Origin of the sequence: Micromonospora sp. NPDC007271, from assembly GCF_040634005.1 — a bacterium.
Lineage (GTDB): Bacteria > Actinomycetota > Actinomycetes > Mycobacteriales > Micromonosporaceae > Micromonospora.
Genome location: NZ_JBEYER010000111.1, coordinates 1 through 21,990, shown reverse-complemented (window position 1 = coordinate 21,990; position 21,990 = coordinate 1). Strand labels below are relative to the sequence as shown.

The window sequence follows — 21,990 nt, the reverse complement described above, 5'->3', positions numbered from 1 at the left end:
TTTGCGAGCCCCGCAGTCGCGAACGAAGGTGGCACGGTGAGCGCGAGGAGTGAGCTGGTTTTGCGAGCCGCGCAGTCGCGAACGAAGGTGGCACGGTGACCGACCGGATCGAGCTGACCGGCCTGCGCGCGCACGGCCGGCACGGGGTCTACGACTTCGAACGCGCCCAGGGGCAGGAGTTCGTGGTGGACGCGGTCCTGGAACTCGACCTCGCCCCGGCCGCGCGTTCCGACGAGGTGACCGACACCGTGCACTACGGCGAGCTGGCCGGGAAGCTGGTCGCGGTGCTCACCGGCGAGCCGGTCAACCTGATCGAGACGCTCGCCGACCGGCTGCTCGCGGTCTGCCTGGCCGAGCCGCTGGTCGCCGCCGCCACCGTCACCGTGCACAAGCCCGAGGCCCCGATCCCGCACGCCTTCCGCGACGTGGCCGTGACGATGCGGCGTACCCGGTGAGCCGGGCCGTGCTGTCGATCGGCAGCAACCTCGGCGACCGGCTCGCCCACCTGCGCGCGGCGGTGGCCGCACTCGGCGACATGGTGCTGGTGGTCTCCGGCGTCTATGAGACTCCACCGTGGGGGGACGCCGACCAGCCCGCGTACCTCAACGCGGCGGTGATGGTCGCGGACCCGGCCGCGGGCCCGCGGGACTGGCTGGCCCGGGCCCGGGCCGCCGAGGCGGCGGCCGGGCGGACCCGCGACCCCGAGCGCCGGTACGGGCCGCGCACCCTCGACGTCGATGTGATCGCGGTCTGGGACGAGGCGGGGCAGCCGGTGCTCAGCGACGAGGCGGAGCTGACCCTCCCGCACCCTCGCGCCCACCTGCGGGCCTTCGTGCTGCGGCCGTGGATCGACATCGAGCCGCACGGCCGGCTGCCCGGGTACGGCTGGCTGACCGACCTGCTCAACGCCGAGCCGTTGGCTTCCGACGCGCTGGAGCTCAGCCCGCGGCCGGATCTGGCGTTAGAGTCGGACGCATGACCCAGTGGAGCCGGCTGGCATGACGCAGTCCCCGCGCGACCCCGACCGTTTTCGGATGGGCCCCACCCGGGTCTCGACGCTGGTGGTGGCCGGCCTGGCCGCCGCCGCGGTGGCCTGGCTGCTGATCAGCAGCTTCTACTACGACGTGGCGCCCAGCCTGCCCTGGCTGCCGGTGGTCACGTTGGCCGCGCTGGCCGTGCTGGAGGGGTACGCGGCGGTCAACACCCGGGGCAAGATCGAGGGCCGACCCGGACGGGAGCCGCTCAACCCGCTGCTGGTCGCCCGGTTCGTGGTGCTGGCCAAGGCCTCCGCGCTGGCCGGGGCGATCTTCGCCGGCTTCTACGCCGGCCTGACCGGCTGGCTCTTCGTCGAGCACACGAACGCCGCCGTCGGTGACCGGCCGGCCGGGGTGGCCGGGGTGCTCGCCGCACTCGCGTTGGTCGCCGCGGCGCTCTGGCTGGAGCGGTCCTGCCGGGTGCCGGAGCAGAAGGACGACGAGGATCGCCAGCCCGGCGACCGGGAGAGCCGCCCCGGCCAGCGCTGATCCGGGGGGTTTTCAGCACTCCTGGCCGCAGGTACCGTCCCTGGCGACCGGAGAGCAACGGCCGCCGCCGGTCCGCCCGCGTGTCGGACCTGGACGGCCGGACGTGGGAGGCGCGGCGCATGGGGTACGACGAAACGGGCCGGAATGCGCCGGTGGAGCCGTCGTCGGCTGTGCCCGCCGCCGTACTGGAGAACGTCTTCGACGACCCGTCGCACGGCGAGCCCGGCCGGGACCGGGTCGTCGTCCACGTGGTCTGGGAGCTCCTGCTGCTGGCCGGGCTGGCCGCGGTCACCTGGCAGCTCTGGCGGGACGACGCGGACGCGCTGCGCGGGGAGGGACTCAGGTCACTCCTGGTCAACGTGGGCGGGCTCGGGCTGCTCGCCCTCGCCGCCGGGCTGAGCCTGCGCGCGGCCGCGGTCAACCTGGCGATCGGCCCGGTCGCGCTGGCCGCCGCACTGCACTTCGCCGAGCAGGGCGACCTGGGCCTCCGGGAGGTACTGCTGCCGGCGCTGGTGGTGGCGGCGCTCGGCGGGCTCGCGCTGGCCCTGGCGGTGGTGGTGCTGCACGTGCCCAGCTGGGCGGCGAGCCTGGCCGGCGCGGCGGGCGTCATCGTGTACATCGAGCGGCGTACCGGTCCGGTGCTGGTCCAGGGCGGCTACGACCCCCGGCCCAACGCCCTCTACTTCTTCCTCGGCTTCGCCGCGGTGGCCGTCCTCGGCGGACTCTTCGGCGCGATGCGGCCGATCCGCCGGCTGGTCGGCCGGTTCCGTCCGGTGGCGGACCCGGCCCGGCGGCGGGGCGGCGTCGCCGCGACGGTGACCGTGCTGGCCCTGACCGGGTCCACCGTCCTGGCCATGCTCGGGGGAATGCTCCTCGCCGCGAACCGCAGCGGTCCGCTGACGCCGGCCACCGGGCTGGACTGGTCGGTGCTCGCGGTCGGCACCGCCATGCTCGCGGGCACCAGCGCGTACGGCCGGCGCGGCGGGGTCTTCGGCACCCTGTTCGCGGTCAGTCTGGTGGCGGTCTTCCTGACCTGGGCCAGGACCCGGGGCTGGATGATCAACCGGTGGGCCGTCGGCGGCGCCGTGCTCGGTGCCGGACTGCTGGTCACCCGGCTGGTCGAGACGTTCGGCCGGCCGCGTCCGGCCGGCGCCGGTGCGGAGGTGCTGCCCCCCGGCGACGGCACCGACAGCACCGGCTGGGCGCTGACCTCGCCGTCGGAGCCGGCCGACGCCTGGTCGTCGGTGCTGCCCCTGCGGACCACCGACACCCCCGTCGACACGTGGGAGGCCCCGCGCTGGGAGAGCGAGCCGCGCCGCTGGGACGCCGACGACCGCTGACCCGCCACGTCAGCCGGCGGGTGCGAGTCGGGCCGGCGCGGCTGGGTGGGGCGGCGCGGCCGGGACGCGTCCGGCGCGCCGAGCCTGATCTCGCCGGTTAGGCTCGGCGGCATGACCGAAACTCCTGCCACCGGCGGCCGTAGCTTCGACGAGCTCGACAGGCTCTCCACCGAGGAGTTGCGTGAGCAGGCGTTCGCCCGGGCCCGGGAGCGCCGTGACGTCGGCTTCTTCTGGTCGGTGCTGCGGCATCTGCCCAACGCGGACGAGGCCGCCGCCCTGGACGGTGCCCCCAACTCGGTCGGGCCGACCGTGGACGAGGCGAACGCCCTCTGGCGGGAGCTGACCGGCCACGGCTACGAGGAGTCCGCGCCGCTGCTGCGGGCCGCCTTCATCGACTACCTGATGAAGCACTGATCCGGATGGCCGTCCGCCGGCCGTCGGCGGTCGCGCGTACGCGCAGGTTTGCCCGGCGAGGCGGGCCGGGAACTGACCGCCCCATGGCCCTTACCAACCGCCCCCGCACCATCAGGGGGTACAGCACCGCCGCCGGTACCGGTGCCCTCGCCGCGCTTCTGCTCGTCGGGGTCGGCGGCAGCCCGATGTACGCGGGCTGGGTCCACGACCACACCGACCCGGACGGAGCCGGAGGCTGGTTCCTGCGGCTGCTCGCCTGGCCCGCCTGGCGACTGCACTCCGACGACCCGGCCCAGAGCGTGCTCGCCGCCGACCTGCGGGCCATCCTGCTGGTGATCCTGGCCGCGGCGCTGCTGTATCTGCTGCCGGCCGCCCAGGTGGCCCGGGTCGCGGGCTCCGCCAGCCAGTTCTTCTCCGGCTGGGCCGCGTACGCCCTGGCCGGCGGGTTCACCGCACTGGTGGCGGCGCTGTTCGAGCCGGGCGGGTCGCTGCTCGCCGCGTTCCAGTCCGCGAGCACCGGGGTCAGCTACGGCTTCTTCGCCGGCTGGGTCATCGGCCTGGCCAGCCTCGGCGGTCGCGCCTGAGCGGCGGTCGCCAGGTCCGGCGCCGGGTCCGCCGGTCGGTCGCGGGAGTCCGCCGGTAGGCCGCCACGGAGGCGGAAATCGCCGACCACGTCTTCGCCGGATCAGTCCGCCGCCGTGCCCAGCCCGAGCAGTCGGGACCGGCTGAGCATCCCGACCGGTCGTCCCTCCTCGATGACCACGGCGTGCTCGGCGGCCGAGGTGAGCAGCGCCCCCAGCGCGTCGTACGCCGAACCGTTCAGCGGCACCACCGGCAGGTCGACCCGGTCGCCGGGCGGGAGCGGGTCGAGCACCTCGCGGGTGACCGGGGTGACCGCCAGCCGGCGGATGCCCCGGTCGGCGCCGACGAACTCCCGTACGAACGGCGAGGCGGGCGACCCGAGCAGGGCGGCCGGGGTGTCGTACTGCTCCAGCCGGCCGCCCTCGGAGAGCACCGCGATCCGGTCGCCCAACCGGACCGCCTCGTCGAGGTCGTGGGTGACCAGCACGATGGTCTTGCGCACCTCGGCCTGCAGCCGCAGGAACTCCTCCTGCAACCGGGTCCGCACGATCGGGTCGACGGCCGAGAACGGCTCGTCCATCAGCAGCACCACCGGGTCGGCGGCGAGCGCGCGGGCCACCCCGACCCGCTGCCGCTGGCCGCCGGACAGCTCGTGCGGGTAGCGCCGGCCGAACTGCGCCGGGTCGAGCCCGACCAGCTCCAGCAGCTCGTCCACCCGTTCCCGGGTCCGCTGCCGGGGCCAGCCGAGCAGGCCGGGCACCGTGGCCACGTTGGCGGCCACCGTCTGGTGCGGGAAGAGGCCGACGTTCTGGATGACGTACCCGATCCGGCGGCGCAGCACGACCGGGTCGACCCGGGTGACGTCGTCGTGGCCGAGCAGGATCCGGCCGTCGGTCGGTTCGATCAGCCGGTTGATCATGCGGAGCAGCGTCGACTTGCCGCAGCCCGACGGACCGATCAGCACCACCAGCTCGCCGGCCTTCACCTCCAGGCTCAGCTCTCGCACCGCCTCCGTGCCGTCCGGATAGCGCTTGCGGATGCGTTCGAGGGTGATCGATGCAGCGCCGTGTCCGGCGGTGGCTCCCGGGGTAACGTTCACGCGTGTCCCTCCACCTGAGTCACCTGACCGCGCCGGGCAACCCGTGGTTCTCCTGGCAGTTTGTGCGGGACAACTCTGACACGATCCTGGCCGCGCTGCGGGAGCACGCCTGGCTGACCACCCGGGCCGTGCTGATCGCCGCGCTGGTTGCGCTGCCGTTGGCGGTGGCCGCGTACTGGTTCCGTTCGCTGGCCGGGCCGATCCTGGCGCTGACCGGGGTGCTGTACACGATCCCGTCGCTGGCGCTGTTCGCCTTCCTGGCTCCGTACCTGGGCATCGGCGCGATCACCGTGCTCAGCGTGGTGGCGCTGTACGCGCTGCTGGTCATCGTGCGCAACGCGCTGGCCGGGCTGCAGCAGGTGCCGCCCGAGGTCCGGGAGGCCGCCGAGGGCATGGGGTACGGGCGCTGGGGCCGGCTGGTCCGGATCGAACTGCCGCTGGCGCTGCCCGGCATCCTGACCGGCGTACGGCTGGCCACCGTCTCCACGGTCGCGTTGGTCACGGTCGGGGTGGTGGTCGGCCGGGGTGGCCTGGGCCAGCTCATCTTCGCCGGTTTCCAGAACAACTTCTACAAGGCGGAGATCATGACCGGCACCGTGCTCTGCGTGCTGCTGGCGCTGGTGCTGGATCTGCTCCTCGCCGGCGTCGGCCGGCTGCTCACCCCCTGGCTCCGCCGACGGGTCACGTCGTGAGCCCGGCGAACCCGGTGGAACAGGCGGTCCGCTGGCTGAACGACCCGCTGAACTGGACGAACCCGGGTGGCGTCCTCGACCGGCTCGGGGAGCACCTGAGCCTGTCCGCGCTGGCGGTGCTGCTGGGCTGCCTGGTGGCCTGGCCGGTCGGGCTCTGGCTCGGGCACACCGGCCGGGGCGGCGGGCTGGTGCTGCTGGTGTCCAACGTCACTCTCGCCGTGCCCACCCTGGCGCTGCTGAGCATCCTGCCGTTGACCTTTCTCGGCTTCGGCCGGCCGGCGGTGGTCGTCGCGCTCGCGGTGTTCGCGGTGCCGCCGCTGCTCGCCAACGCGTACACCGGGGTACGGCAGGCCGACGGGGAGGCCCGGGACGCGGCGCGCGGCATGGGCCTTTCCGGCGGGCAGGTGCTCCGCCGGGTGGAACTGCCGCTGGCGGTGCCGTACCTGGCGGCCGGGTTCCGTACCGCCGCGGTGCAGGTGGTCGCGACCGCGGCCCTGGCCTCGTTCGTCAACGGCGGCGGGCTGGGGCAGATCATCCGGGCCGGCTTCGGGCTGGACATCGCGGCCGGAGGCGGGCAGATCCTCGCCGGCGGCGTGCTGGTCGCCGGGCTGGCGCTGTTGGTCGAGGGGACGCTTGCGCTGGTGGAGCGGGCCGTCACCCCGAGGCCGCTGCGGCGGGCCCGGCGGGCGGCGAACCGGCGGGCGGCCGACGCCACGGCGGGCACCTGAACCTCGGTCGGATCGGTGTGGCCTACACCACGGCGGGCGGCCGGAACGGCGCGAATCGGCCGTCTGGTGACGATCCGGTGACGAAATTCGTTCGGGGTTTGTCGGTCGGGTCCGGAGGATATTGGCTGGAATCGCGGGCGGCGGACCGGTCGCCCGATGGACAGCGGGCGGCGGACCGGTCGCCGGCTGGACAAGCGGGCGGCCGAACGGATCGCTCGTCGGACACGCGGCCGGCCCGAATGGGTCGCGCCGGGACACGGAAGGCGGGCACACATGCGCGCACGTACACGGCTGGCCGTCGGGGCGCTCGGCGCCCTCACCGCGGCCGGCCTGCTCACCGGCTGCGGTGAGGCCGGTTCCTCCGGCACAGCGGCACCCGAGCAGGGCTCCTCCGGTGCCGGCTGCGCCCCGGTCGCGGGCGACCAGCTGGTCGTCCTGACCGACGACAAGAAGCTCCAGAACACCGACAACGTCATCCCGGCGATCAGCGCGAAGGCGGCCACCCCGCCGCTCGTCGCCGCGCTGGACAAGGTCTCCGCGGCGCTCGACACCGCCAAGCTGATCGAGCTGAACCGCGCGGTCGACGTCGACCGGAAGACGCCTCAGGTCGCGGCGAAGGAGTTCGCCGACGCGAACGGCCTCGGCCAGGTCGACAAGGGTCCGGGCGGCCAGGTCACGGTCGGTGCCGCCAACTTCAGCGAGAGCCAGACCATCGCCGAGCTCTACAAGATCGCGCTCACCTCGGCCGGCTACCAGGTCAAGGTGCAGACCATCGGCAGCCGAGAGCTCTACGAGCCGGCCCTGGAGAAGGGCGAGATCCAGGTCGTTCCCGAGTACGCCGCCACCATGGCCGAGTTCCTCAACACCAAGGCCAACGGCAAGGACGCGGAGCCCGTCTCCTCCCCGGAGCTGGACAAGACGGTCGCCGCCCTGAAGGCCGCGGGAGACAAGGTCGGCATCAGCTTCGGCCAGGCCTCGCAGGCCCAGGACCAGAACGCCTTCGCGGTCACCCGGGCCTTCGCCGACAAGTACCAGGTGGCCACGCTCTCCGACCTGGCCGCCAAGTGCTCCGGCAAGGCGACCGTGCTGGCCGGTCCGCCGGAGTGCCCGCAGCGCCCCAAGTGCCAGGCCGGCCTGGTGCAGGTCTACGACTTCAGGGCCGGCTCGTTCAGCTCGCTGGACGCGGGTGGCCCGCAGACCAAGAACGCGCTGAAGACCGGCGTGGCCAGCGTCGGCCTGGTGTTCTCCTCCGACGCGGCGCTCGCGGCCAGCTGACCTGCGACCATCCGGGTCGCGGCGCGTCCGGCCCGCGCCGCGACCCGGAACAGCCGTACGACCATTCCGGCTCCGGGCGGTCGGGGCCGTGCTGGCCCCCGGGGGACGTGGTCACCAACGCTCACCGCGTAGGCGGCGGCCCGTTCCCTACCGGGGCAACTCTCGGTACGCTGCTCAGCCATGCCCGCCCCGGTCGCTTCCGCCGAAAAGCGCAACCGTTCGCTGCTGACCGTCCTGTTCTGGGCCGGTGTGGCGCTCGCGCCGTTGGCCGCGTTGATCCTCCTGGTCGCCGACGGAGGCGGCCTGCTGCGGATCGGCGCGGTGCTGGCGATCCTCGCCGTGGTGCTGATCGGTCTCTCCATCGCGCTGCGCGGCGACGACGGTGCCGGGGCGGCCGGTGCCGAGGAGTTGCGCGACGAGATCGAGCAGCTCCGTCATGAGCTACGCAACGAGATCGTAGCGGCCGCCCAGCGCGGCAACCAGGCGCTCGACCAGGTCCAACGTACGCAGGAGAGGGTCACCGCGCTGCGCCGTCGGCTGGATGCCGCGGCCGCCGGGATCGCCGCCGCCGCTGCGGGCATCACCGCCCCGGCGGCCGAGGAGCCGGCCGGTGGCCGCGCCCGGGTGCCCGCCGCGGAGGCGTACGACGAGGGCCGGCCCCGTCATGGAGCCGCCCCGGAGCAGGTTCCCGGCGGGCAGCCTGCCGGTCGGGACGAGGACGCCTCGCCCCGCCGCCCGCAGTCCGGCGTGTACGGCGCCCCGCGGGCCGTGGAGCCGGAGGTCCGGTCGGAACCCCGCCCGGTCGGCGTGGTGCACCGCACGGAGACGGTGCATGTCACCACCCGACACACCATCGTGGACGGTGGTGTCGACTCGGTGGGCGGCACCCGCTACGGCGGATACGCCGGCCGTTGGTCCCCCGACCCCGAGGAACGGCCGGGGAGCGGCGACGAGCCGGCGGGTCGCCCCCGGTCCGGGTACCGGGACGCGGTGGACGACCGGGGCTGGTCCGGTGGCGACCACGGCCGGCCCGGCCAGGGCGGTTACCGGGACGGCGCTGCCCGGGCCGGGGGCCATTCCATGACGGGCAGTGCCGGGGCCCGCGACGGGGGACTGCCCGGCGACGATCGCGGCTGGACCGCGGGGCGGGCCGACAGCGAGTCCTGGTCGACCAGGCCGGCCGACTCGCGTTCCTGGTCCGCGACAGTCGACCAGCCCGCCGCCCCGCAATCCTGGTCCGTAGCCCCCGACGGGTCGGCCGACCCGCACCCCTGGGCCGGGCCGCGAGAGGCGGCGGCCGACCCGCGCTCCTGGGCGGGACCGCGGGAGGGGACGGCTGGCCGGGATGGACGGCGAGACGACCGCTCCTGGTCGCCGGGCCCCGACGAGTCCCGCGACGAGGGCCCCTGGGCCGCCCGACCGGGCCGACCCGAGGGGTGGGACCGGGGTGACGAGGGCTGGGGGCCCCGGCCCGAGGGGTGGGACCGGGGCGACGAGGGCTGGACGTCGCCGGACGTACCCGCCCGGGCCGAGTCCTCGGGGCGGGCGCTCGGCGCCGACGACCCGGACGGCGAGTACTGGTCGGAGTTGCGTGCCGGCAACCGCTGGGCCTCGGTCCGCGACGACGAACGCGGCCGGGAGATCCGGGTCGGCGAGCGGCGCGCCGCCGTGCACGCGGCCGGCGGGGGTACCGAGTACCGGGTCGAGGACCGCTGGGCGTCCGTCCGCGAGCCCCGCCGGGACGATGACCCGCGCGCCGAGGCCGGCTGGGCGGAGGAGAGCCGACCGGCGCTGCCGGCGGGCGGGGTGCCGGTACCGGACGAGTGGCGCCCCCCGAGGCAGCGCAGCGGCCGGTCCGAGTGGCACCGGGCCGAGCCCGAGCCGGTCCGGTACGGCGACGAGCGGTACGACGGGCGCGACGCGGCGCCCCGGGCCGGTGGCGCCCGGTCCGCCGACCGCTGGCGCTGACCCAGGACCGCGCGTTACCGAGCGCGCTACTTGTCGATGTCGCCGACCACGAAGAACATCGAGCCGAGGATGGCGATCAGGTCCGGCACCAGGCAGCCGGGCAGCAGGGTCGCCAACGCCTGGACGTTCGCGTACGAGGCGGTGCGCAGCTTGAGCCGCCAGGGCGTCTTCTCGCCCCGGGACACCAGGTAGTAGCCGTTGATGCCGAGCGGGTTCTCGGTCCAGGCGTAGGTGTGCCCCTCGGGGGCCTTGACCACCTTGGGCAGCCGGGTGTTCACCGGCCCGGTGAGCCGGTCCACCCGGTCCAGGCACTGCTCGGCGAGGTCGAGCGAGACGTACACCTGGTCGAGCAGCACCTCGAACCGGGCGTGGCAGTCCCCGGCGGTCCTGGTCACCACCGGCACGTCGAGCTGGTCGTACGCCAGGTAGGGCTCGTCCCGGCGCAGGTCCAGGTCCAGCCCGGAGGCCCGGGCGACCGGCCCGGACGCGCCGAACGCGGCGGCGTCCGCCGCCGACAGCACGCCCACCCCGACCGTGCGGGCCAGGAAGATCTCGTTGCGCCGGATGAGATTGTCCAGGTCCGGCATCCGCCGGCGCACCTCGCCGATGGCCGCCCGGGCCCGCCCGGTCCAGCCGGCCGGCACCTCCTCCTTGAGCCCGCCGACCCGGTTGAACATGTAGTGGATCCGGCCGCCGGAGACCTCCTCCATCACCGTCTGGAGGGTCTCCCGCTCACGGAACGCGTAGAACATCGGGGTGATCGCGCCGATCTCCAGCGGGTACGAGCCGAGGAACATCAGGTGGTTGAGCACCCGGTTCAGCTCGGCGAGGGCCATCCGGAGCCAGACCGCGCGCTCGGGCACCTCCATGCCCATCAGCCGCTCCACGGCGAGCACCACGCCCAGCTCGTTGGCGAACGCCGAGAGCCAGTCGTGCCGGTTGGCCAGCACGATGATCTGCCGGTAGTCGCGGACCTCGAAGAGCTTCTCCGCGCCCCGGTGCATGTAGCCGACGATCGGCTCGGCCGAGACCACCCGCTCGCCGTCGAGCACCAACCGCAGCCGCAGCACGCCATGCGTGGAGGGGTGCTGCGGCCCGATGTTGAGCACCATGTCGATGCCGAGCTGCTCCCCGCCGGCACCGGTACCGACGGTCAGCTCGCGGAGGTCGCCGGCGTCCGTGGTCATGTCCGTCATCGTGCCATGACCCCGTCCAGCGCGACGCCGACCGGTTGCAGCAGCCACCAGTGCCCGCCGAGGCCGGCCGGGTCGGTCAGCTCGGCCACCGCCGACGCTGCGGCGAGCGCCCGGACGTAACCGGCGGGGTCCCGGGAGGCCAGGCTCAGCGGTGGTCGCCCGCCGTCGGCCCCGAGCGCCCGCAGCGCCTCCCGCTGCGAGATCAGGGTGTACGCACACCGGGCGACCCGCTCGCCGACGGAGGCGACCGAGTCGACGGCGACGTGTGCCGTGACGTCACACGACCCGTCCGGCACCGGCGGCACCTGCCGCCCGCCCCGGTACCCGGTCAACGTCCCGTCCACCGGCCGCCCGTCCCGCAGGTGCCCGTAGTCCACCGCCAACGCCAGCCCTTGCCCGAGGTGCCGGACGGCCCCCGCCCACGCCTCGTCCCGGCTCCGCCCCACCTCAGCCCGCTCCACCACCCCGTTGATCAAGGAGTTTGCGTCGGATTCCGGGCCCCCGGCAGACGCAAACTCCTTGATCAACGACCGCTGGGTGGGGGTGGGCCACCAGCGGGCCAGCCAGGCGGCGTCCTCGGGGGTCAGCGGGGCGCCGGGGGACTCGTCGCCGGTGGCCGGATTTACCAGCAGGTAGCGCCAGCCGGCGTGGGTGTGCACGGCCAGGTCCAGGGGGATGTTGTCGAGCCACTCGGTGGCGATCAGCAGCCCGGTGATCCGGTCCGGGATCTCCGCGGTCCAGTGGATCTCCGCGGGCAGGTCGGCGGGCCGGGGCGCCCGTTCGACGGCGGTGAGCCGTACTCGATCGGCGAGCGGAACCGGCGCGGCGGGCGACGGGCCGGCGGCACCCGCCCGGGCGCAGGGTACGGGTGCGACGGCGGCCGGGGTGGGCAGGGTTTCCCCGGAAACCCCCGCGAGCAGCGCCCGGAGCAGCTCACCCCGACCGGCCCCGACGTCCACCACGTCCACCCGATCGGGGTGATCCAGGGCCTTGTCGAGCTCGAGGAGCAGGCGCAGCAGGCACGCCGAGAACACCGGGGAGGCATGCACGCTGGTGCGGAAGTGGGCGGCCGGGCCGGCCCCGGAGACGAAGAAGCCCTCCGGCCCGTAGAGGGCCCGATCCATCGCCTCCCGCCAGCGCACCAGCCTCATCCCCGTTCCTGGGTGCCGCACCGGCGCCACGGGCCGGGCACCGTCACGGCCGGGCACCGGGGCCGGGGGCCGGCCAGATCTCCAGCATGGGATCGGACGCCCGGAGCGCACCGAGGTCGTCGGGGGCCGCCCGTCCGGCGCGGGCGGCGATGTCCCGGACCGCCTCCCGGAACCGTCGACCCGACCAGGGCATGCCGAAGGAGTAGTCGCCGTCCTCCGTCCGGATGCCGACCTCGTCCACCACCACCCGCTCAGCCACCTGCGGCACGGTAACCGATGGCGGCCGGCCGTGCCGCCCGACGCGGCCCGACCGCCGGCCGGTGAAGGTTTTCACACACCCTTGTTTCGGGTCTGCGACCCCGGCGCATACTTGCGATCGACCGGTACCCCCGCAGAGGACTGGATCGATTGTCATGAGCGCACCGCTGCGCCCGCGTCCGGCCGCCCCGCCCGGGGCCCCCGACGCGCCGCTCGCCGTTCCCCGTACCCTCACCGTGGGCGTGATCGGCGCCGGTCGGGTCGGTGCCGTGCTCGGTGCGGCCCTCGCCGCCGCCGGCCACCGGGTGGTCGCCGCCACCGGTCGTTCCGGTGCCACACAGGCCCGGCTGGCGCTGCTGCTGCCGCAGACCCCGAACCGGTCCCCGGCCGCGGTCGCCCGCGCCGCCACCGACCTGCTGATCGTGGCGGTTCCCGACGACGCCCTGGCCGGCGTGGTCGCCCGGCTGGCCGAGGCCGGCGCGCTGCGCCCCGGCCAGGTGGTCGCGCACACCTCCGGCGCGCACGGGCTGGCCGTCCTCGCCCCGGCCGCCGCCGTCGGCACCCGGCCGCTCGCGCTGCACCCGGCGATGACCTTCACCGGTACGCCGGACGACCTGGCCCGCCTTCCCGGCATCTCGTACGGGGTGACCGCTCCGGCGGAGCTGCGCCCGTTCGCCGCCCGGCTGGTCGCCGACCTCGGCGGCGTGCCCGAGTGGGTGGCGGAGGACGACCGGCCGCTCTACCACGCGGCGCTGGCGCACGGCGCGAACCACCTGGTGACCCTGGTCAACGAGGCGGCCGACCGGCTGCGTGAGGCCGGGGTGGACCGGCCGGAGAAGGTCCTCGCCCCGCTGCTGCGGGCCGCCCTCGAGAACGCCCTGCGGCTCGGCGACGATGCGCTCACCGGCCCGGTGTCCCGCGGCGACGCGGGCACCGTACGTCGGCACCTGGTCCGGCTGGCGGCGACCGCGCCGGAATCCGTGCCCCCCTACCTGGCGTTGGCTCGACGGACGGCGGACCGCGCCGTCGCGGCCGGGCGGCTGCGCCCGGTGGACGCGGAGCCGCTGCTGGACGTGCTGACGGGGATCTACGGGGAGGTGGCGGCATGACGGAGCTGGTGCACACGCGCAAGGAGTTGGCGGCGGCGCGCGACGGCCGGACCGGCACGGTCGCCGTGGTGATGACCATGGGCGCGCTGCACTCCGGGCACGAGACGCTGCTGCGGGCGGCCCGGGAGCGGGCCGACCAGGTCATCGTCACGATCTTCGTGAACCCGCTCCAGTTCGGCCCGAACGAGGACTTCGACCGCTACCCGCGCACCCTCGACGCCGACCTGGAGATCTGCCGGCGGGCCGGCGCGGACGTGGTGTTCGCCCCCTCGGCGGCCGAGATGTACCCGGACGGCCAGCCGAAGGTCCGGCTCGACCCGGGCCCGCTCGGCGGGGACCTGGAGGGGCTGAGCCGCCCCGGCTTCTTCCACGGGGTGCTCACCGTGGTCCTGAAGCTGCTCCAGCTCACCCGCCCTGACCTGGCCTTCTTCGGTGAGAAGGACTACCAGCAGCTCACCCTGGTCCGGCGGATGGTCCGTGACCTGGACGTGCCGGTGGAGATCGTCGGCGTGCCGACCGTCCGCGAGCCGGACGGCCTGGCCCTGTCCAGCCGCAACCGCTACCTCTCGGCCGGGGAGCGGCAGGCGGCGCTGAGCCTGTCGGCCGCGCTGCGGGCCGGCGTCGAGGCCGCCGAGCAGGGCGCGGACGCGGGCGCGGTGCTGGGCGCGGCCCACCGCGCCTTCGACTCCGGTACGCCCGGCGCCCGCCTCGACTACCTGGTGCTCACCGACGCCGACCTGGAGCCGGGGCCGGTCACCGGCCCGGCGCGGCTGCTGATCGCGGCCTGGGTCGGCAGCACCCGCCTGATCGACAACGCGGCGATCCCGCTCGCCCCGCATTCCTGAGTCTGCACCGCACCGAAAGGCACCCGATGCTCCGGACCATGCTCAAGTCGAAGATCCACCGCGCCACGGTGACCCAGGCCGACCTGCACTACGTCGGCTCGGTGACCGTGGACGAGGATCTGCTCGACGCCGCCGACCTGCTTCCCGGCGAGCAGGTGGCGATCGTGGACGTCACCAACGGGGCCCGGCTGGAGACGTACGTGATCCCCGGGCGGCGGGGGAGCGGCGTGATCGGCATCAACGGTGCCGCCGCGCACCTGGTGCACCCCGGCGACCTGGTCATCCTCATCTCGTACGGCCAGATGGACGACGCCGAGGCCCGCACCTACCAGCCCAAGGTGGTCCACGTCGACGAGGACAACCGAATCGTCGACCTAACCACCGACCCCACCACCCCCGCCCCCGGCACCGCCGGCACCCCCCTCCCCAACCCCCTCACCGTCACCCGCTGACACCTTGCGCGATCTTGCACTTGCTGCCGCCGTTGTACGGCCTTTGTCGGGCATGACCCGTCAGCAACTGCAAGATCGGCGAGGGTGGCGAGCGCGGGGTCATGTGTGGTTAGGCTGGGCGGGCCGTTGGGGTGGTGACGGTCGGTGGCTGGGGGAGGCCGCGATGCGCCGTGCGATGAGGGTTCCGGTCGCCGCGTTGGTCGCGGGGGTTGCCCTGTCGGGCTGCGCCGGGGCCGGCGGGCTGGACGGCGACCTCACCGACGACTGGGCGGCGCTGCCGGCGGCCGGGGCGTTCACCCCGGCGGCCGGGGTCTGCCAGGTCGCCGACTTCACCGCCACGGTCAGCCTGTCGGCATACGACCCGGTGGGCTGCGACCTGCCGCACCGGGTGGAGACGGTGCACGTGGGCAGCTTCACCGTCGACCGCGCCACCCCGCCCGTGGTGGGCTCCCCGGAACTGCGTACGGCGTTCGCCGACTGCGACAGCCGGGCCAGCGGCTACGTCGGCGACAACTGGCGGGCGGGGCGGCTGCGGCTGGCCGTGGCGCTGCCCACCGACCCCGGCTGGGCGGCCGGCGCCCGCTGGTACCGCTGTGACCTGACCGAGCTGACCACGGTCGAGGCGGCGGCGAAGGTGGTGACCCGCACGGGCAGCCTGCGGGACGGGCTCAAGGGGCCGTCCGCGCTGCGGCTGGGCTGCCAGCGCACCGGCGGCGACGCCCGGCGGGTGCAGACGCTGACCCCGGTGGACTGCCGCACCGCGCACGACGCCGAGTTCGTCGGGGTGTGGCCGGCGCCGGACCGCCCGTACCCGACGAAGGACGCCGACTGGGCCCCGCTCTACGCCGGCTGCAACACCGTCCTGGCCAGGTACGTCGGGGTGCCGGACGACGCGCACCTGCGCTTCCGCAGCGGTGTGGTGGTCCGCCCGCCCGGCAGCGGGCGGTGGGTCGTCGGCGACCGGGGCGTCCGCTGCTACCTGTGGCTCAGCGACCGGACGGTGACCACCTCCCTCAAGGGCGCCGGGCCGGCCGGCCTGCCCGTCCGGACGAAGTAGCCGGAACCACTCGTCCCGCCCCCGCCGCCCGGGATGAAGGGCGTTCGGGTTGACTGTGCTCATGGACCTTCCGACCGTCGACGTGCCGGCCCTGCCCAGGCTGCTCGCCGCGCCCGCACCCGGCTGGGTGGAGACCACCGACGTGATCGTCGTCGGCTCCGGGGTCGCCGGCCTGACCGCCGCGCTGCACCTGCGCGAGGCGGGACTGCACGTCACCGTGGTCACCAAGGTCAACATGGACGAGGGCTCGACCCGCTGGGCGCAGGGCGGCATCGCCGCGGTGCTCGACCCGGCCGACACCCCGGCCGCGCACGCGTACGACACCGAGGTGGCCGGGGTCGGACTGTGCGACCCGGCGGCGGTCCGGGTGCTGGTGGAGGAGGGCCCGACCCGGCTGCGCGAGCTGATGCGGCTCGGTGCCGAGTTCGACCGGCACCCGGACGGTTCGCTGATGCTCACCCGGGAGGGCGGCCACCGGGCGGACCGGATCGTGCACGCCGGCGGCGACGCCACCGGGGCCGAGGTGCAGCGGGCGCTGCACGCGGCGGTCCACCGGGACCCGTGGATCCGGCTGGTCGAGCACGCCCTGGTGCTGGATCTGCTGCGCGCCCCCGGCGACGGTCCGGACGGGCTCGGCCCGGCGTGCGGGATCACCCTGCACGTGCTCGGCGAGGGCAGCGAGGACGGCGTCGGGGCGATCCTGGCCCGGGCGGTGGTGCTGGCCACCGGCGGCATGGGCCAGGTCTTCGCGGCCACCACCAACCCGGCGGTCTCCACCGGGGACGGGGTGGCGCTGGCCCTGCGGGCCGGCGCGGCGGTCACCGACGTGGAGTTCGTCCAGTTCCACCCGACCGCGCTGATCGTGCCCGCCGGGGCGCCGGGCGCCACCCGGGCCCAGCAGCCGCTGGTCTCCGAGGCGCTGCGCGGCGAGGGCGCCCACCTGGTCGACGGGGACGGCAAGCGGTTCATGGTCGGCCAGCACGAGCTGGCCGAGCTGGCCCCCCGGGACGTGGTGGCCAAGGGCATCCACCGGGTACTGCTGGCCACCGGCGCGGACCACGTCTTTCTGGACGCCCGCCACCTGGGCGGTGACTTCCTGGCCCGGCGTTTCCCGACCATCGTCGCGTCCTGCCTGGCCATCGGGGTCGACCCGGCCACCGACCTGATCCCGGTCGCGCCGGCCGCCCACTACGCCTCCGGCGGAGTCCGCACCGACCTGCACGGCCGTACCTCCATTCCGGGCCTGTACGCCTGCGGCGAGGTGGCCTGCACCGGGGTGCACGGTGCCAACCGGCTGGCCAGCAACTCGCTGCTGGAGGGGCTGGTCTTCTCCCGCCGGATCGCCGAGGACGTCGCCACCGGGCTGCCCGAGCAGGCGAAGCCGGCCGAGACCGGCGCCTGGGTGGGCGGCCAGGGCTGGCTGGTGCCGGCGGAGACCACCCGGGCCCTGCAACGGGCGATGACCCGGGGCGCGGGGGTGCTCCGCTCGGCGGAGAGCCTGGCCGCGACCGCCGCCACCCTCACCGAGCTGGGCCAGGGCCGGGGCGTGCCGCGTACCGTCGACTGGGAGGCGACGAACCTGATCACGGTGGCATCGACGCTGGTCGCCGCCGCGTTCCACCGCCGGGAGACCCGGGGCTGCCACTGGCGGGAGGACTTCCCGACGGCCGACGAGCGATGGCTGGGCCACCTCGTCGCCGGAATCGGGACCGAGGGCTTGCTGAGCGAGCGGTGGGAGGAGAACCAGTGAGGGAGTCGACGGAGCGGGCGTTGCGGGCCGGTGGCCTGGACCCGGAGCGGGTCCGGCGGGTGATCGTCGACGCGCTCACCGAGGACCTGGGGCCGGACTTCCTCGACGTCACCAGCGTCGCCACCGTTCCGGCGGCGCAGAACGACACCGCCGACCTGGTCGCGCGCGCCGACGGCGTGGTGGCCGGGCTGCCCGTGGCGGCGGCCGTGTTCGAGCTGGTGGGCGAGGTGACCGGAGCGGATCGTACGGTCGAGGTGTCGCTGGTGGCCCAGGACGGGCAGCGGGTGGCGCGCGGCGACGTGCTGGCCACGCTGACCGGCCCGACCCGGCTGCTGCTCACCGCCGAGCGGACCGCGCTCAACCTGCTCTGCCGGATGTCCGGGGTGGCCACTCACACCCGGGCCTGGGCCGACTCCCTGGCCGGTACGAAGGCGATGGTGCTCGACACCCGCAAGACCACCCCCGGCCTGCGTGCCCTGGAGAAGTACGCGGTCCGCGCCGGCGGCGGCACCAACAAGCGGATGGGCCTGCACGACGTCGCCATGATCAAGGACAACCACAAGGTCGCCGCGGGCGGGATCGGCGCCGCCTACCGCCGGGTCCGGGAGGCGTTCCCGGACGTGCCGGTGCAGGTGGAGGTGGACACCCTGGCCGAGGCGGTGGAGGCGGTCGAGGCCGGTGCCGACTTTCTGCTCCTGGACAACATGACCCCGGCGCAGTTGCGCGAGGTGGTCGCGGCGGTGGGCGACCGGGCCGAGCTGGAGGCGACCGGCGGGCTGACCCTGCCGGTGGCGGCCGAGTACGGCGCGACCGGCGTCGACTTCCTCTCGGTGGGCGCGCTGACCCACTCCTCGCCGATCCTGGACATCGCCCTGGACCTGCGCGAGGAATGAGCCGGAGCTGGTCTTCGTTCGCGACTGTGCGGCTCGCAAACCCGGCTCACTCCTGGCGCTCACCCGGCGCGAGCGCCGTCTAGGCTGCCAGCGTGCTGCTCTGCATCGACATCGGAAACACCAACACCGTGCTGGCGACCTTCGACGGCGACAAGCTGGTGCACTCCTGGCGGATCAAGACCGACGCCCGTTCCACCGCGGACGAGCTGGGGCTGATGTTCCGGGGGCTGCTGGCCGGTGACGCCGTGGAGATCACCGGGGTGGCCGCCTGCTCGACGGTGCCGGCCGCGCTGCGCTCGCTGCGCACCATGCTGTCCCGCTACTACGCGGACCTGCCGAGCGTGGTCGTCGAGCCCGGGGTACGCACCGGGGTGCAGCTCGCCATCGACAACCCGAAGGAGGTCGGCGCGGACCGGGTGGTCAACACCCTGGCCGCGTACACGCTCTACGGCGGGCCGTCGATCGTGGTGGACTTCGGCACCACCACCAACTTCGACGTGATCAGCGACCGGGGCGAGTTCCTCGGCGGGGCGTTCGCGCCGGGCATCGAGATCTCCTTCGACGCGCTGGCCGCCCGCGCCGCCCAGCTGCGCAAGGTGGAGGCCACCAAGCCCCGCTCGGTGATCGGCAAGAACACCGTCGAATGCCTCCAGGCCGGCCTCTACTTCGGCTTCGCCGGCCAGGTGGACCGGATCGTCGAGCGGATGACCGAGGAGCTGGGCGAGGTCAAGGCGGTGATCGCCACCGGCGGTCTGGCCGCCCTGGTCCTCAGCGAGTGCCGCACGATCACCCACCACGAGCCGATGATCACCCTCATCGGCCTGCGCATGGTCTACGAGCGCAACCGCTGAGGTGCCAGGAACGGCCCTTCTCAGCGCCTGCGGTAGAGCAGGGCCCTTTCTTGACACCGTCGGCGTGCGCCCGCTCCCGGTCGAACCAGTGGTACGCCTGCCCCACCAGCACCGCGTCCGCCGCGCCGTCCGGCAGCGGCACCGCCTCGGCGCTGCCGGCCAGCGCCGTGGTGCCCGGCGTGGCTGCCGCCAGTTGCGCCCGCATCCCCGGATCCGGCTCGACGGGTCCGACCTCCGACAACTCCAGCTCGGCTGGCGGCCATGATTCGGTCTCCGTGCCCATGGACGGCACTCCGGGCCGAAGTAAGGCCGGTCTGGCGCCGCGCCCCGACCTGGAGCGGTCGTGCTGCCAGAGCGCGAGCACGCCCCGGGTGAGGATGCCGGTGCCCGCGCCGAGGTCCACCACCCGGGCGGGCACGGCCAGGCCGTCGAGCGCCCAGCGCAGCGCGTTCTCCGGATAGCGGGGCCGGAACCGGTCGTATGCCGCGGCGGCGGCGCCGAAGGAGAGCGCGTGAGTGGGGTCCGTCATGGCCGGCAGGTTATCCCGTAACGACCCGCTGGCGGCTTGAGTACGCTCATGGGCTGACCCCGCCGATATTTCCAAGGCTTGAGGAAGCGTGCCGTGACCGAGCAGAACGCCCTGCCAGTAGACCCCGCCGACGACCTTCCCGAGCAGATGAAGGTCCGCCGGGAGAAGCGGGACCGGATGCTCGCCGACGGCGTCGAGCCGTACCCGGTCGGCTACCCCCGGACCAGCACGCTGGCCACCGTCCGCGCCCAGTACGCGGAGCTGCCCACCGACACCGCCACCGGCGACCGGGTCTCGGTCACCGGGCGGGTGATCTTCGTACGCAACACCGGCAAGCTCTGCTTCGCCACCCTCCGGGACGGTGACGGCACCGAACTCCAGGCCATGCTCTCGCTGGACCGGGTCGGCGCGGAGCGGCTGGAGGACTGGAAGCGCCTGGTCGACCTCGGCGACCACGTCGGCGTCACCGGTGAGGTGATCACCAGCCGGCGCGGCGAGCTGTCGGTCCTGGTCGAGGAGTGGGCGGTCACCGCCAAGGCGCTGCGCCCGCTGCCGGTGGCCCACAAGCCGCTGAGCGAGGAGGCCCGGGTCCGCCAGCGCTACGTGGACCTGGTCGTCCGCCCGCAGGCGCGACAGATGGTGCGTACCCGGGCGGCCGCGATGCGCAGCCTCCGCGACACCCTGCACGCGCGGGACTTCGTCGAGGTGGAGACCCCGATGCTCCAGTTGCTGCACGGGGGCGCGGCGGCCCGCCCATTCGTGACCCACAGCAATGCGCTCAACACGGATCTGTATCTGCGAATCGCGCCGGAACTGTTTCTCAAGCGGGCCGTGGTCGGCGGTGTCGATCGGGTCTTCGAGATCAACCGCAACTTCCGTAATGAGGGCATCGACTCCTCGCACTCGCCGGAGTTCGCGATGCTCGAGGCCTACCAGGCCTACGGTGACTACAACACGATGGCCGAGCTGACCCGAAATCTCGTCCAGCAGGCCGCGATCGCGGTCAGCGGATCGACCGTCGTCACCCACGCCGACGGCCGCGAGTTCGATCTGGGCGGCGAGTGGCGGTCGGTGTCGCTCTTCGGTGTTCTTTCGGAGGCGCTCGGTGAGGAGGTCACCGTCCGCACCGAAAGGTCGCGCCTGGTCGAGTACGCCGACAAGGTCGGGCTCGGGGTCGACCCGAAGTGGGGCCCGGGCAAGCTGGCCGAGGAGCTGTTCGAGGAACTGGTCGTGCCCTCGTTGCAGGCGCCCACCTTCGTGCGCGACTACCCGGAGGAGACCAGCCCGCTCACCCGGGGGCACCGCAGCGAGCCGGGCCTGGCCGAGAAGTGGGACCTCTACGTCCTCGGCTTCGAGCTGGGCACCGCGTACTCCGAGCTGGTCGACCCGGTGGTGCAGCGCGAGCGGCTGGTGGCCCAGGCGCAGCTCGCCGCCCGCGGTGACGACGAGGCGATGCGACTGGACGAGGACTTTCTCCGGGCGATGGAGTACGGAATGCCGCCGGCCGGCGGCATGGGAATGGGAATCGATCGGCTCTTGATGGCGCTGACCGGCCTGGGAATTCGGGAAACGATCCTGTTCCCGTTGGTCCGGCCGGAGTAGCCGGCGACCGTCTCCGGGTCGTTACCGCGTCCTATTGACGCGACAAGCGTCGGGCGGGTTATTGTGCTCCTGTATTCGCAGGAGCACACCCTGCTCGAAAGGAATGTGGGACGTGGCCAAGCAGATCATTCACAAGCTGGTCGATGACCTGGACGGCGGGGACGCTGACGAGACCGTCAAGTTCGCGCTCGACGGCGTGCAGTACGAGATCGACCTGTCGGCGTCGAACGCCGAGAAATTGCGCGGGGTATTCGATCTGTACATCAAGCACGGCACCAAGGTCGGGCGTGGCGGCGTGGTCGTCGGCGGCCGGGCCGCCCGTGGCCGTGGCGGCGCGACCGCCGACCGCGAGCAGAACAAGGCCATCCGGGCCTGGGCCAAGAAGGCCGGCAAGGACATTTCCGACCGGGGCCGCATCCCGCAGGAGATCGTCGACGAGTACCACGCGAAGGCGGGTCACTGACCAGACGACCCGAACGGGCGACAAACCGACGCCGGACCGGAGTGCCACTCCGGGCCGGCGTCGTCGTTTCCACCCCCCTGCGCCGTCTGTCCGGTCCGCCGGCGTCGGCGAGGCCGGGTTCGGGCGCCGCGAGTCCGGGGGGCGGCCCCGCCGGGGGGGGGTCCGGACGGCGCCGCCCAGGTCGGGCGGCACCGGTGCCGGGCCTCGGGTGAG

The 21,990-nt window shown here is 74.1% G+C and carries 23 protein-coding genes and 1 pseudogene; 19 read left to right on the top strand and 5 right to left on the bottom strand.

Features of this window, described 5'->3' with window-relative positions:
• Positions 1–95 precede the first annotated feature (95 nt).
• The 6 genes from folB (at position 96) to ABZ570_RS28900 (ending at position 3,861) form a co-directional block, all read left to right on the top strand.
• A complete protein-coding gene (folB, locus tag ABZ570_RS28925) occupies positions 96–455 on the top strand; it encodes a dihydroneopterin aldolase (RefSeq protein WP_358070418.1) in 360 nt (119 codons plus the stop codon).
• Entirely contained in the window at positions 452–979 is a 528-nt protein-coding gene (folK, locus tag ABZ570_RS28920) for a 2-amino-4-hydroxy-6-hydroxymethyldihydropteridine diphosphokinase (RefSeq protein ID WP_358070415.1), read from the top strand. Before folB ends, folK begins: the two co-directional genes overlap by 4 nt.
• Before the next feature lie 55 nt (positions 980–1,034).
• The gene (locus tag ABZ570_RS28915) at positions 1,035–1,523 is read left to right on the top strand and encodes a DUF3180 domain-containing protein (protein WP_358070412.1); all 489 of its coding nucleotides are present in this window, start codon (positions 1,035–1,037) and stop codon (positions 1,521–1,523) included.
• 119 nt (positions 1,524–1,642) lie between these two features.
• A complete protein-coding gene (locus tag ABZ570_RS28910) occupies positions 1,643–2,863 on the top strand; it encodes an ABC transporter permease (RefSeq protein WP_358070409.1) in 1,221 nt (406 codons plus the stop codon).
• A gap of 111 nt (positions 2,864–2,974) precedes the next feature.
• A complete protein-coding gene (locus ABZ570_RS28905; RefSeq protein WP_358070406.1) occupies positions 2,975–3,277 on the top strand; it encodes a hypothetical protein in 303 nt (100 codons plus the stop codon).
• 83 nt (positions 3,278–3,360) lie between these two features.
• A complete protein-coding gene (locus ABZ570_RS28900; RefSeq protein ID WP_358070403.1) occupies positions 3,361–3,861 on the top strand; it encodes a hypothetical protein in 501 nt (166 codons plus the stop codon).
• Positions 3,862–3,962: 101 nt separating this feature from the next.
• Here the strand turns inward: ABZ570_RS28900 and ABZ570_RS28895 are convergent, their stop codons facing one another.
• On the bottom strand, positions 3,963–4,958 hold the full coding sequence (locus ABZ570_RS28895) for an ATP-binding cassette domain-containing protein (protein ID WP_358070401.1): 996 nt from the start codon (positions 4,956–4,958) through the stop codon (positions 3,963–3,965).
• A 2-nt stretch (positions 4,959–4,960) separates the two neighbouring features.
• Between ABZ570_RS28895 and ABZ570_RS28890 the strand changes: the two genes are divergently transcribed.
• The 4 genes from ABZ570_RS28890 to ABZ570_RS28875 all read left to right on the top strand — a co-directional run bounded on the left by ABZ570_RS28890 (position 4,961) and on the right by ABZ570_RS28875 (position 9,621).
• Positions 4,961–5,650, top strand: a complete 690-nt coding sequence (locus tag ABZ570_RS28890; RefSeq protein ID WP_358070398.1) for an ABC transporter permease — start codon at positions 4,961–4,963, stop codon at positions 5,648–5,650.
• Complete coding sequence (locus ABZ570_RS28885; RefSeq protein ID WP_358070421.1) at positions 5,623–6,378, top strand: ABC transporter permease subunit; 756 nt, start codon at positions 5,623–5,625, stop codon at positions 6,376–6,378. Before ABZ570_RS28890 ends, ABZ570_RS28885 begins: the two co-directional genes overlap by 28 nt.
• 273 nt (positions 6,379–6,651) lie before the next feature.
• The gene (locus ABZ570_RS28880) at positions 6,652–7,653 is read left to right on the top strand and encodes a glycine betaine ABC transporter substrate-binding protein (protein ID WP_358070395.1); all 1,002 of its coding nucleotides are present in this window, start codon (positions 6,652–6,654) and stop codon (positions 7,651–7,653) included.
• A 180-nt stretch (positions 7,654–7,833) separates the two neighbouring features.
• The gene (locus ABZ570_RS28875) at positions 7,834–9,621 is read left to right on the top strand and encodes a hypothetical protein (RefSeq protein WP_358070392.1); all 1,788 of its coding nucleotides are present in this window, start codon (positions 7,834–7,836) and stop codon (positions 9,619–9,621) included.
• Positions 9,622–9,647: 26 nt separating this feature from the next.
• Here the strand turns inward: ABZ570_RS28875 and ABZ570_RS28870 are convergent, their stop codons facing one another.
• Genes ABZ570_RS28870 through ABZ570_RS28860 form a run of 3 tightly spaced genes read right to left on the bottom strand, consistent with a single transcriptional unit; the run spans position 9,648 to position 12,227 of the window.
• Entirely contained in the window at positions 9,648–10,817 is a 1,170-nt protein-coding gene (locus ABZ570_RS28870; protein ID WP_358070389.1) for an NADH-quinone oxidoreductase subunit D, read from the bottom strand.
• Positions 10,814–11,968 (bottom strand): SAM-dependent methyltransferase, encoded by a 1,155-nt coding sequence (locus tag ABZ570_RS28865; protein WP_358070386.1) that lies wholly within the window; start codon positions 11,966–11,968, stop codon positions 10,814–10,816. Before ABZ570_RS28865 ends, ABZ570_RS28870 begins: the two co-directional genes overlap by 4 nt.
• 43 nt (positions 11,969–12,011) lie before the next feature.
• Positions 12,012–12,227 (bottom strand): hypothetical protein, encoded by a 216-nt coding sequence (locus tag ABZ570_RS28860; protein ID WP_358070383.1) that lies wholly within the window; start codon positions 12,225–12,227, stop codon positions 12,012–12,014.
• A 154-nt stretch (positions 12,228–12,381) separates the two neighbouring features.
• Here ABZ570_RS28860 and ABZ570_RS28855 point away from each other — a divergent pair, with 154 nt between their 5' ends.
• The 7 genes from ABZ570_RS28855 to ABZ570_RS28825 all read left to right on the top strand — a co-directional run bounded on the left by ABZ570_RS28855 (position 12,382) and on the right by ABZ570_RS28825 (position 19,183).
• A complete protein-coding gene (locus ABZ570_RS28855; protein ID WP_358070380.1) occupies positions 12,382–13,335 on the top strand; it encodes a Rossmann-like and DUF2520 domain-containing protein in 954 nt (317 codons plus the stop codon).
• Entirely contained in the window at positions 13,332–14,180 is an 849-nt protein-coding gene (gene panC, locus ABZ570_RS28850) for a pantoate--beta-alanine ligase (protein ID WP_358070377.1), read from the top strand. The genes ABZ570_RS28855 and panC overlap by 4 nt, the downstream gene beginning before the upstream one ends.
• Positions 14,181–14,206: 26 nt before the next feature.
• Positions 14,207–14,632: an aspartate 1-decarboxylase gene (panD, locus tag ABZ570_RS28845; protein WP_358070374.1), complete on the top strand. Its 426-nt coding sequence runs from the start codon at positions 14,207–14,209 to the stop codon at positions 14,630–14,632.
• A 163-nt stretch (positions 14,633–14,795) separates the two neighbouring features.
• Positions 14,796–15,689 (top strand): septum formation family protein, encoded by an 894-nt coding sequence (locus tag ABZ570_RS28840; protein WP_358070371.1) that lies wholly within the window; start codon positions 14,796–14,798, stop codon positions 15,687–15,689.
• A 61-nt stretch (positions 15,690–15,750) separates the two neighbouring features.
• A complete protein-coding gene (locus ABZ570_RS28835) occupies positions 15,751–17,439 on the top strand; it encodes an L-aspartate oxidase (protein WP_358070368.1) in 1,689 nt (562 codons plus the stop codon).
• Positions 17,436–18,332 carry a carboxylating nicotinate-nucleotide diphosphorylase gene (gene nadC / locus ABZ570_RS28830; protein WP_358070365.1) on the top strand — a complete coding sequence of 299 codons (897 nt, stop codon included), beginning with the start codon at positions 17,436–17,438 and terminating at the stop codon, positions 18,330–18,332. The genes ABZ570_RS28835 and nadC overlap by 4 nt, the downstream gene beginning before the upstream one ends.
• A 92-nt stretch (positions 18,333–18,424) precedes the next feature.
• Positions 18,425–19,183 carry a type III pantothenate kinase gene (locus ABZ570_RS28825; RefSeq protein ID WP_358070362.1) on the top strand — a complete coding sequence of 253 codons (759 nt, stop codon included), beginning with the start codon at positions 18,425–18,427 and terminating at the stop codon, positions 19,181–19,183.
• Between the two features lie 58 nt (positions 19,184–19,241).
• On the opposite strand, the pseudogene ABZ570_RS28820 reads toward ABZ570_RS28825, so the two are convergent.
• Positions 19,242–19,712, bottom strand: a pseudogene (locus ABZ570_RS28820) (methyltransferase domain-containing protein); the annotation flags it as partial.
• Between the two features lie 93 nt (positions 19,713–19,805).
• Here ABZ570_RS28820 and lysS point away from each other — a divergent pair.
• Complete coding sequence (gene lysS / locus ABZ570_RS28815; RefSeq protein WP_358070359.1) at positions 19,806–21,314, top strand: lysine--tRNA ligase; 1,509 nt, start codon at positions 19,806–19,808, stop codon at positions 21,312–21,314.
• Positions 21,315–21,426: 112 nt separating this feature from the next.
• The gene (locus ABZ570_RS28810) at positions 21,427–21,777 is read left to right on the top strand and encodes an Lsr2 family protein (RefSeq protein ID WP_358070356.1); all 351 of its coding nucleotides are present in this window, start codon (positions 21,427–21,429) and stop codon (positions 21,775–21,777) included.
• Positions 21,778–21,990: the final 213 nt, after the last annotated feature.

Excerpts from the sequence above, each read along its gene's own strand:
- ABZ570_RS28915 (WP_358070412.1), top strand. The coding sequence starts at position 1,035 with ATGGGCCCCACCCGGGTCTCGACGCTGGTGGTGGCCGGCCTGGCCGCC.
- ABZ570_RS28910 (WP_358070409.1), top strand. The coding sequence starts at position 1,643 with ATGGGGTACGACGAAACGGGCCGGAATGCGCCGGTGGAGCCGTCGTCG.
- ABZ570_RS28905 (WP_358070406.1), top strand. The coding sequence starts at position 2,975 with ATGACCGAAACTCCTGCCACCGGCGGCCGTAGCTTCGACGAGCTCGAC.
- ABZ570_RS28900 (WP_358070403.1), top strand. The coding sequence starts at position 3,361 with ATGGCCCTTACCAACCGCCCCCGCACCATCAGGGGGTACAGCACCGCC.
- ABZ570_RS28880 (WP_358070395.1), top strand. The coding sequence starts at position 6,652 with ATGCGCGCACGTACACGGCTGGCCGTCGGGGCGCTCGGCGCCCTCACC.
- ABZ570_RS28875 (WP_358070392.1), top strand. The coding sequence starts at position 7,834 with ATGCCCGCCCCGGTCGCTTCCGCCGAAAAGCGCAACCGTTCGCTGCTG.
- ABZ570_RS28870 (WP_358070389.1), bottom strand. The coding sequence starts at position 10,817 with ATGACGGACATGACCACGGACGCCGGCGACCTCCGCGAGCTGACCGTC.
- ABZ570_RS28865 (WP_358070386.1), bottom strand. The coding sequence starts at position 11,968 with ATGAGGCTGGTGCGCTGGCGGGAGGCGATGGATCGGGCCCTCTACGGG.
- ABZ570_RS28855 (WP_358070380.1), top strand. The coding sequence starts at position 12,382 with ATGAGCGCACCGCTGCGCCCGCGTCCGGCCGCCCCGCCCGGGGCCCCC.
- panC (WP_358070377.1), top strand. The coding sequence starts at position 13,332 with ATGACGGAGCTGGTGCACACGCGCAAGGAGTTGGCGGCGGCGCGCGAC.
- panD (WP_358070374.1), top strand. The coding sequence starts at position 14,207 with ATGCTCCGGACCATGCTCAAGTCGAAGATCCACCGCGCCACGGTGACC.
- ABZ570_RS28840 (WP_358070371.1), top strand. The coding sequence starts at position 14,796 with ATGCGCCGTGCGATGAGGGTTCCGGTCGCCGCGTTGGTCGCGGGGGTT.
- ABZ570_RS28835 (WP_358070368.1), top strand. The coding sequence starts at position 15,751 with ATGGACCTTCCGACCGTCGACGTGCCGGCCCTGCCCAGGCTGCTCGCC.